This window comes from Erythrobacter donghaensis, from assembly GCF_001557325.1.
Classification (GTDB): domain Bacteria; phylum Pseudomonadota; class Alphaproteobacteria; order Sphingomonadales; family Sphingomonadaceae; genus Erythrobacter; species Erythrobacter donghaensis_B.
In genome coordinates, this window is record NZ_LSJS01000214.1 from 52,488 (window position 1) to 61,112 (window position 8,625).

Annotated in this window: 7 protein-coding genes; 5 read left to right on the plus strand and 2 right to left on the minus strand. The window is 63.2% G+C overall.

Annotated features, from left to right (window positions below; genetic code table 11):
* Positions 1-8: 8 nt before the first annotated feature.
* Positions 9-3,512, minus strand: a complete 3,504-nt coding sequence (locus AX692_RS12980) for a helicase-related protein (protein WP_073974522.1) — start codon at positions 3,510-3,512, stop codon at positions 9-11.
* 26 nt (positions 3,513-3,538) lie between these two features.
* Entirely contained in the window at positions 3,539-4,402 is an 864-nt protein-coding gene (locus AX692_RS12985; RefSeq protein WP_073974523.1) for a WYL domain-containing protein, read from the minus strand.
* A 99-nt stretch (positions 4,403-4,501) separates the two neighbouring features.
* Here AX692_RS12985 and AX692_RS12990 point away from each other — a divergent pair, with 99 nt between their 5' ends.
* From AX692_RS12990 to AX692_RS13010, 5 genes are all read left to right on the plus strand, one after another.
* Positions 4,502-4,738 (plus strand): DUF2188 domain-containing protein, encoded by a 237-nt coding sequence (locus tag AX692_RS12990; RefSeq protein WP_073974524.1) that lies wholly within the window; start codon positions 4,502-4,504, stop codon positions 4,736-4,738.
* A gap of 17 nt (positions 4,739-4,755) precedes the next feature.
* Positions 4,756-5,727, plus strand: coding sequence for a CBASS cGAMP-activated phospholipase (locus AX692_RS12995; RefSeq protein ID WP_081095311.1), 972 nt, complete (start codon positions 4,756-4,758; stop codon positions 5,725-5,727).
* Positions 5,727-6,977, plus strand: coding sequence for a nucleotidyltransferase (locus AX692_RS13000; protein WP_073974526.1), 1,251 nt, complete (start codon positions 5,727-5,729; stop codon positions 6,975-6,977). Before AX692_RS12995 ends, AX692_RS13000 begins: the two co-directional genes overlap by 1 nt.
* A gap of 91 nt (positions 6,978-7,068) precedes the next feature.
* Complete coding sequence (locus tag AX692_RS13005; RefSeq protein ID WP_155644773.1) at positions 7,069-7,662, plus strand: hypothetical protein; 594 nt, start codon at positions 7,069-7,071, stop codon at positions 7,660-7,662.
* A 176-nt stretch (positions 7,663-7,838) separates the two neighbouring features.
* Positions 7,839-8,609, plus strand: coding sequence for an ArdC family protein (locus tag AX692_RS13010; protein ID WP_081095313.1), 771 nt, complete (start codon positions 7,839-7,841; stop codon positions 8,607-8,609).
* The last annotated feature ends 16 nt before the right edge of the window (positions 8,610-8,625 follow it).

Here is an 8,625-nt window from a genome sequence, read left to right on the forward strand (position 1 = left end):
TGTCGGCCTCATCCCGGAACCTCGGCGCGTTCCAAGAGGCGCGGAAGGTGGAACTGGATGGCGGTTTCGAGGAACGACGGCTCGCGCTCGACCAGCGGGCCGCGGATGTAGCGCGGCTCATGGGCGTACCCGTTGCTGACCGACACAACCGCGAGGATGAACTTTTCAGGCTCGTGCAGCGAGGTGATGATCTCCTGCCGCGTGATCATCACGTTGTCGGCGCCATCAATCCGTCCCTTGACCTCAATGAAGCGCAGATGCCCGGTCGTTGGATCGTGCGAGGCGATGTCATAGCCGATCTTCTGCATCGAGACATCGGTGGGCGTGTTGCCCAGCGTCCGCTCGGCCGCCATCACCGCCTCCATCGCCGCCAGCTCGATGGCCCGGCGCGCGGCCGGATCTTCCGAGAAATGGTTGCCGATGGGCGCTGCGTTCTGCGCGTCGAGGAGGCCGCGCGGGATCACGACCATGCCGCCGCGAACCCGTGGCGGCTGCGAAGAAATGAACCGCTCCTTCTCCAGCTGGTCCATCCGCCGCTTCTGCCGCTCGGCGAGATCCTCGGCGCGGCGCTGCGCGTTCTGCCAGTTCAGCCGTGTCTTCTTGCCCGCCTTTTCCTCTTCCTTGAGTTCGAAGGCGCGCGAATCCCAGTAGTTGATCTCCTTCTTGAGCCGCGCGCGCACTTCCTGCTCGACCTTGTCGATCTCGGGCAGCCGCCGCGCCTTCACATCAGCAACATGGTGCTGCGCCAGCTCGACCGTCGCGAACCGGATTGCGGTCTTTTCAAGATCGGTGGTGAGCCAGCCCTCGTCGAGCTGTCCGCGCACCGCTGCGACCTCTTCCGGGGTGGCAGGTCGAAGGTTGAGGTGCGGCGCGATCCCGGCATTGGTTGCGTGGCCCGCCTTGTCGATTGCCGCGAACTGCAACTTTTGCGACAGCGTATGCGGCTTGCCGAGGCTGGTCAGTCGGCCATCCTGCACGCTGTGTTCGAGCAGGAATACCACTGACAGGGCTTCCCCCGCATCGGTGTCGTCGACCAGAATCGCGCCCTGGCGCATGATCTGCTCATACTGCTCGCGGATCAGGCTGATCACGGCTTCGAGCAGCGGATGGCCTGGGCACACGAACGCGGCAACGGGCTGCTGGTTGATCTTGTCCTTTTCGAAGCAGATCCGCTCATACTGCTTCTGGATCGGCGCGCCGGTCCCGATCTGGCGGTCCCGCTCCCGGATGCGGACCGGGACGTGAGAAATCTCCCACCGGCCTTCCTCCCGCCGCTTGATGCGTCCGCCCAGATGCTGGAAGGCCTCGACGAAGAAGCTCTGGATATGGTGCGGCTGTAGCCGCAACGCTTCGGCTCGCTCCATCTCGAGCCGCAGCTCTTCGACCCGGGCTTCGGGCATCGTGTCGTTGGTGAGCGCGCGGCGGCGCAGCAGTTCGAGCAGATGCGTCTGGTCAACCGCACCGTCGACCTGGCGGAACAGTCGGGCCTTGACCTCGTCCTGTTCGCCATACTGGATCGCCTGAAACAGAAGATCCTTGAGCGCTGTCCCTTCGAACAGCTCGCCCAGCACGTCATAGACGCGCCCGCCGAGTGCTTCGCGCGCAGCTTCGAGCTTTTCCAGCAGGCGAGCATAGACCTCGCCCTCGCGCGTGTCTGCAGCAACCAGATTCCACAGGTGGCACACTTCTGTCTGGCCAATACGGTGGATGCGGCCGAACCGCTGCTCGATCTTGTTCGGATTCCACGGCAGGTCATAGTTGACCATCAGGTGCCCGCGCTGAAGGTTGACGCCTTCGCCCGCCGCATCATTGGCGATCAGCACCAGCAGGTCCTTGTCCTGCATGAAACGCTCGACCACCTTGCGGCGCTCCTCGCGCGAAACCCCGCCATGGATGACGTCGACGGCCTCGGCATTGCCGATGCGGGCACGCACCTTGTCGAGCAGATAATTTAGAGTGTCCTTGGGCTCGGTGAAAATGATGAGCTTGCGCCGGTTGCCAGCGGAATCGACCATTAGATCGTCATCGAGGATCCGGTTGAGCTGGCTCCATTTGGTATCGACGCCCGAGCGCAGCACACCGAGCGCCATCGACTCCAAGCCCTTCAGCGTCTCGACCTCGAGTGCGAGCTGCTCGACGGTCTCGGCGGTCGTCGCCCCGGTCGAGATCAGGTCTTCGAGTTCATCGATCTCGTCCTGCCCATATTCATCAATATTGCCGAGGATGTCGGCATTGACCTTTGGGACGGCGAAGTCTGCGCGCCGACTGGCGTTGGCAAGGCGAGCTTCGCCAAGTTCTGTCTCAAGGCGCTCGCGGCGACGTTTCAGTGACTGGTAAATCGCAGCGGGGGATGACGCGAGACGCCGCTGCAGGATCTGCAGCGCGAAGCCGACATTGTTCCGCTTCTTGCCGTCGCCCTCGGCAAAACGCTGCACGCGGTTCATCTCGGTGCGCACATATTCGGTGACCGCCGTATAGAGCCCAGCCTCGCCCTCGGAGAGTTCATATTTGACCGTGTAGGCCCGGCGCTCGGGGAACAGCGGGCGCCCGTCAAAACGCAGCAGCTCTTCCTTGGTCAGTCGCCGCATCATGTCGGCCGTGTCGGCATAATGCACGCCGTCGCGGAACCGGCCCTCGAACCGGTCGCCGTCGAGCAGCGCCATGAACAGCTGGAAATCCTCTTCCTTGCCGTTGTGCGGGGTCGCCGACATCAGCAGGAGGTGGCGGCAGACCTGACCCAGCTTCTGGCCGACCTGGTAGCGGCGGGTATATTTGACATCGCCGCCGAAGTAGGTCGCCGACATGCGATGTGCTTCGTCGCAGATGATGAGGTCCCATTCGCGGGCGCTCATCAGCTTTTCCTGCAAATCCTCGTTGCGCGCGAGCACATCGAGCCGGACGATCAGCCGGTCGCGATCGGTGAACGGATTCCCCGAACGCGACGTCTCGATCATGTCGCGGGTTAGAATGTCGAACTCGAGGTTGAACTTCTGGCCAAGCTCGTCCTGCCATTGCTCGACCAGGCTGCCGGGTGCGACGATCAGGCAGCGTTCGAGATCGCTGCGCGCAATCAGCTCCTTGATCAGTAGCCCGGCCATGATCGTCTTGCCCGCGCCGGGATCGTCGGCGAGCAGGAAACGCAGCGGCTGGCGCGGCAGCATCTCGCCGTAGACCGCCGAAATCTGGTGGGGCAGCGGATCGACCAGACTGGTGTGGATGGCGAGATAGGGATCGAAATAATGCGCCAGCTTGATCCGGTTGGCCTCGGTCACCAGGCGCAGCAGTGCACCATCGGCATCGAAAGACCACGGACGGCCATTCTGCTCGACCTCAAGGCGATGCTCGTCATCGCGATAGAGGACGGCTTCGGCGACGGTGCCGTTGGGATCGCGGTACACGACGTTGATCGCCTGATCGCCGATCCAGTCGACCGAAATCACGTGGACGGGCTGGCTCGAGGCGACGCCGCGCACCGATGCACCGTTCTTGATCTCTTCGAGTTTCGCCCCCATCGGCACTACCGTCCCCTACCTACGCTCTAAAGGTGAAACTCGGCGCGCTCCAGCGCCGCCAGCGTTTCCTTGCGATTTACATTGACGATATGCTGGCTCCGCGAACTGCGCTTCGCCGCATCATCAAGCAAACCGAGCCTTTTCAATACATAAAACAACATTGCATAGCGCACAGAAAGTACCGTTGTGCCGATTTCAAGGCCATAATCCTTGGCGACAACTTTCTTTTGACCTTCGGTCAGGTCAGGATGTGGGCCGACGACAACATCGAAATAGTCGTTCCACAGCCAGTCGTGCTCGCCGGATTGGCCGGGTTCGCTCTTTTCTCCCACTTCGAGAATTCGGGGAAGCAGGAAGTCCTTAAACTTCGTCTCTACGTGGCAAAATGCGCGAACGTGCCAGCGAAAGCCGTCATAGCCAAAGGCGTGCGGCGTCATCCGCCGCCAGATCGGGTCAGGCCGGGCACTGTTCATTGACTGGTACAGCACATCGATCGACTGGTTTTCGCGCACGGCTTCGAGAACCCTGCGCAGGATACCGATGTCGATTTCGCGCTTCGGCGTAAGCGCGACGTCCGCACTGGGCATGGCCGCAATCCACGATTCGCTGGTCGGCAACATTCCTTCCGCCACCGCACGCAGCTGCGAGAGATATTTATAGGGATCAGGATCAAGGAATCGCAGCACGAAGGCATGGGCCGCGACGTATCGCTTCGCCCGCGTGTCGTAGAGCATGTTGCCCGGCGCACGCGCCTGATAAAGCGCCAGATCCTTCGAGGCCTGCGGCGTCGAAACCCCGAAACAATCGATGATATCGGCGCGGTTGATCGTGCCCTCCCAGAAAAGGCGGAACTCGATAAATTCCAGTCTTTGCTCGACACCCCAGCGCACCTTGGCGACTCTCCATCCGTATAGAAACTATGCGAACATTGACGTTCTATGAGAATAGTTTATATGCGGTTTACGAGAGTCGAGTCAAGGAGATGAAGCGTGGCAGACCGGTACGTGACGAAGCATCCGAACGGATGGGCGGTAAAAGCGGCGGGCGCGCAGCGCGCCAGCAGCGTGCATTCAACCCAGCGCTCGGCAGAGCAGGCCGCCAAGCAGACGGTGCGCAACCTCGGCGGCGGCGAGGTCCGTATCCAGGAGCGTGACGGCCGCTGGCGCGATTCGGACACGGTAGCGCCCGGCAACGATCCGATGCCGCCGCGCGACAACAAGCACTGAGCGAAGGACTGGGGGCAGTGAAGCGCATCCTGACCATCGATGGCGGCGGCATTCGGGGCACGTTCCCGGCAGCCTTTCTTGCCAATCTCGAACAGGACCTGGAGCAGCCGATCGGGCGCTATTTCGACCTGATCGCTGGCACATCGACGGGCGGGATCATTGCCATCGGCCTCGCCCTGGGGCTGCGCGCCGCCGACATTTTGCGCCTCTACGAAGAGGAAGGCCCGGCGATTTTTGCTCAGAGCCGGAAAGGCTTCCTTGGCTGGCTCGAACGCCATCTGCGGACCGGTCGCTGGGCCTTTTGGGGTCCGAAATACAGCGCAGAGCCGCTGCGCAAGGCTCTTCACGGAGTCCTCGGCGACCGGCTGCTGGGCGAAGCGCAGACCCGGCTCGTGATCCCGGCCTGGCATCCCCAGACCCAGGGCGTCTATGTCTTCAAAACTGCGCATCATCCCCGCCTGCAGACCGACTGCCGCGAGCTGGCAATCGATGCTGCCATGGCGACGGCGGCCGCGCCGACCTATTTCGCCCAGCATGTGACAGCCAATGATGTCGGACTGGTCGATGGTGGCCTCTGGGCCAACAACCCTGCCGGGCTCGCTGTCGTCGAAGCCATTGGTACGCTTGGCTGGCCTGCCGATCAGCTCAACGTCCTGAGCGTTGGCTGTCTCGACGATATCAAGACCCTGCGCGCCGCCTATGGTGCGGCGAGGATCGCACCGCAGCTTTCGAGCATTTTCATGGCGGGCCAATCGCATGGTTCACTCGGCATCGCCAGGATCCTGACCGGCGACGAGCATGTGCGTCGCGCCGTGTTCCGTGTCAGTCAGCCGGTCCCTGACGGTTTCTACTCGCTCGACGACACCCGCCGCATTCGCAGCCTCAAGGACCGCGCCTTCGCCGAAGCCCGTGTCCAGAAGCCGATCCTCCAACCCTATTTCTTCGGCACGCCCGCCGACGAATTCACTCCCTGTCACAAGGTGCCCTGATGACTGTTCATGACAAGCGGCTGGCCAGGTCGCACGACGATATCCTCGAAGCGATCGCTGCCGCGCTCGACATCCCGCCCGCCAAGTTCGAAGAGGCCAAGGAGCGGTACGAGGCGCTTGGCGGCTGGCTCGACCGGCCCGAATCCACTCTTGCGGATCTCGATCCGGCCATCTCACCGCACGGGTCGTTTCTTCTGGGAACGGTCACCCGCCCGTTGACCGACGCGGACGAATATGACGTCGATCTGGTTTGCCGCGTCAACGGGTCCAAAGCCGCGCTTACCCAGAAGCAGCTCAAGGATGCGGTCGGTCACGAGGTCGCGCTCTATGCGCGGGCACGCAACATGGCCCATCCGGACGAGCGCCGTCGTTGCTGGACGCTCAACTATGCCGAAGGTGCGCAGTTCCACATGGATGTCCTGCCGGCGCTGCCTGATGCGCAGCGCTATCAGATGCAGTTGCGGGCCAAGGGATTCGGCACGCTGGCATCGGATGGCGACCTCAGCGGCCACGCGATCGCGATTACCGACAACCAGCGCAGCGACTATGCGGTGATCTCGGATGACTGGCTGCAGAGCAACCCTTACGGCTACGCCGCCTGGTTTCGGAGCCGGATGCGGGTGCGGTTGAGTGAGGCCAAGCGGTCGTTCGCAGCACGCGAGCGCATCACCGCAAGTGTCGACGAAATCCCCGACTACAAGGTCCGCACCCCGCTTCAGCAGGCAATCCAGCTCCTGAAGCGCCACCGCGACTGCATGTTTGCCGAGGATGGCGAGCACAAGCCGATCTCGATCATCATCACGACGCTGGCGGCGCATGCCTATAACGAGGAAACCTCGCTGTCAGCGGCGCTTCAGACCATCCTGACCAACATGCACCTTTACATTGAGGAGCGTGACGGGATTGCTTGGGTGCCCAACCCCGTGAACCCGGTCGAAAACTTCGCCGACAAATGGCCCGAAGAGCCCATCAAGCGGGACAATTTTCTCCGCTGGCTCGCCCAGGCCCGGCAGGACTTCGCCCAGTATCTGCGGGCCAGCCCCTTCGATACCGTTCCCGCCGAGCTGCAACGGCGCCTTGGCCCGACGCTCGTGAAACGCGCCGTTGCCAGCGTCATGTCGGACGAGGCTGCCATTGGCGCGCCGGCACTGCTGCTGGGCGCCGGGCACGATGCCGATCTGGAGCGCGCCCGCCGCGCGGTCGACGACGTGCAGCGCAGCGGTTCGCAGTCCCGCCCCTGGGTGCGCTGAGGGGGTTCACTTGCTGAGACTGTCCGAGGTCGAAGGCGCAATCGGCTTCGACCAACCCGGTCTTCGCGCCTCGCGGCATGATGGCGGGATCGTGATCGAAGGAACCTTTGTCGTCACCGACGGCAGTCCCGGATGTGACCCGCAAGGTCCGCTGGCCAGCTATGCGGTGAGAATCGAGCTGTCATCGGCCTATCCGCGCATCGAACCGCGCGTGTTCGAAACCGGTGGGCGCATTACCCGCGATCCCGATCACCATATCAACGGTGATGGCGATTGCTGCGTGACGGTCTGGGAAAACTGGCTGGCGACCGCGAGCGACACCGGCATCGCAGCCTATCTTTCCGGCCCCTTGCGAGAATATTTCCTTGGGCAGTTCTGGTTCGAAAAGACCGGCAGCTGGCCTTTCGGCGAGCGCGCGCACGGCTTGGAGGGCATGGAAGAAGCCTATGCCGACGCACTCGGCATCGCCAACCGGCGCAAGGACATTCTCTATCACCTGCGAATACTGAGACTACCGAGGCCGAAAGGCCATTGGCCCTGTCCTTGCGGCAGCGCACAGCCCTTGCGCGCCTGTCACGAGGCCGATTTGTGGGCCCTGCATCGCCGCATTCCGCCATACCTGGCACGCGCCATGTTGGCGCGTCTGCAGCCGCGCAAAGGCGAATTGTGCAAGGGAGGCTTCTAGCCGCAGTTGGGGAAAGCCTTCCCCTGCCGCCGAGCCCGGTCCGGTCTCGGCGGACCCCTTCAAGCGGGACTGCCGCCCCGCAACGCCTCGCCAGAGCGAGAGTGCGTCCCGACAATCCGTGACGGATAAAGAGCGGCGAGAGAGGCTTGCCGCGGTCCGTCGCGGAGTTTCATGCGATGGCATCTCGAACTGCATCGCGTCCGTCCACCGGGCGCGCCAACCTCTACCAGCAGATCACCGACCGGATCATTGCCGACCTCGAGGCCGGGCGCGTGCCCTGGGTCCAGCCATGGACCAGCACCCAGGCGGGCGTTGGTATGCCGCACAATGCGGTCAGCCAGCGGGCTTACAGCGGCATCAATATTCTGGCCTTGTGGGATGCGGTCGTTTCCAACGGCTATTCGGGCCACGCCTTCCTCACCTTCCGGCAAGCATCGGTCCTCGGCGGCACCGTGCGGCGCGGCGAGCACGGCGTGTCGATCATCTATACACGGCGGTTCGTACCCGGCTCGGAGCAACGCCGTGCAGCTGCCGAGGGACGCGATCCGGTCGGGGGCATCCCGTTCCTCCGCACGTTCACGGTGTTCTCGGTCGATCAGTGCGAGGGTCTCCCCGAACATGTCTGCGTCCCGCCGCCGCCCGTGCCCGCTGGGCTCGTCCTGCCCCAGGCGGATGCGCTGATCCGCGCGACTGGCGCAGATTTCCGGATCGGCGGCGCCTCGGCCTATTACAGCCCGGCGCATGACTTCGTGGCCGTGCCCCGGCCCGACGATTTTCACGATCCGGTCAACTGGCACCGCACGGCTTTCCACGAGCTGGGGCATTGGACCGGCCATCGCAGCCGCCTCGATCGCGACCAGACAGGTGCGTTCGGGTCGAAGGACTATGGGCGCGAAGAGTTGGTCGCGTTATCTGGACAGTCTGCACCGCATGGCACTTTGCAGTAGGATGTGGTGATGGACG

What these genes read in the sequence shown, in the direction of transcription:
- AX692_RS12980 (WP_073974522.1), bottom strand. Translation starts at nt 3,512, where the DNA reads ATGGGGGCGAAACTCGAAGAGATCAAGAACGGTGCATCGGTGCGCGGC.
- AX692_RS13000 (WP_073974526.1), top strand. Translation starts at nt 5,727, where the DNA reads ATGACTGTTCATGACAAGCGGCTGGCCAGGTCGCACGACGATATCCTC.
- AX692_RS13010 (WP_081095313.1), top strand. Translation starts at nt 7,839, where the DNA reads ATGGCATCTCGAACTGCATCGCGTCCGTCCACCGGGCGCGCCAACCTC.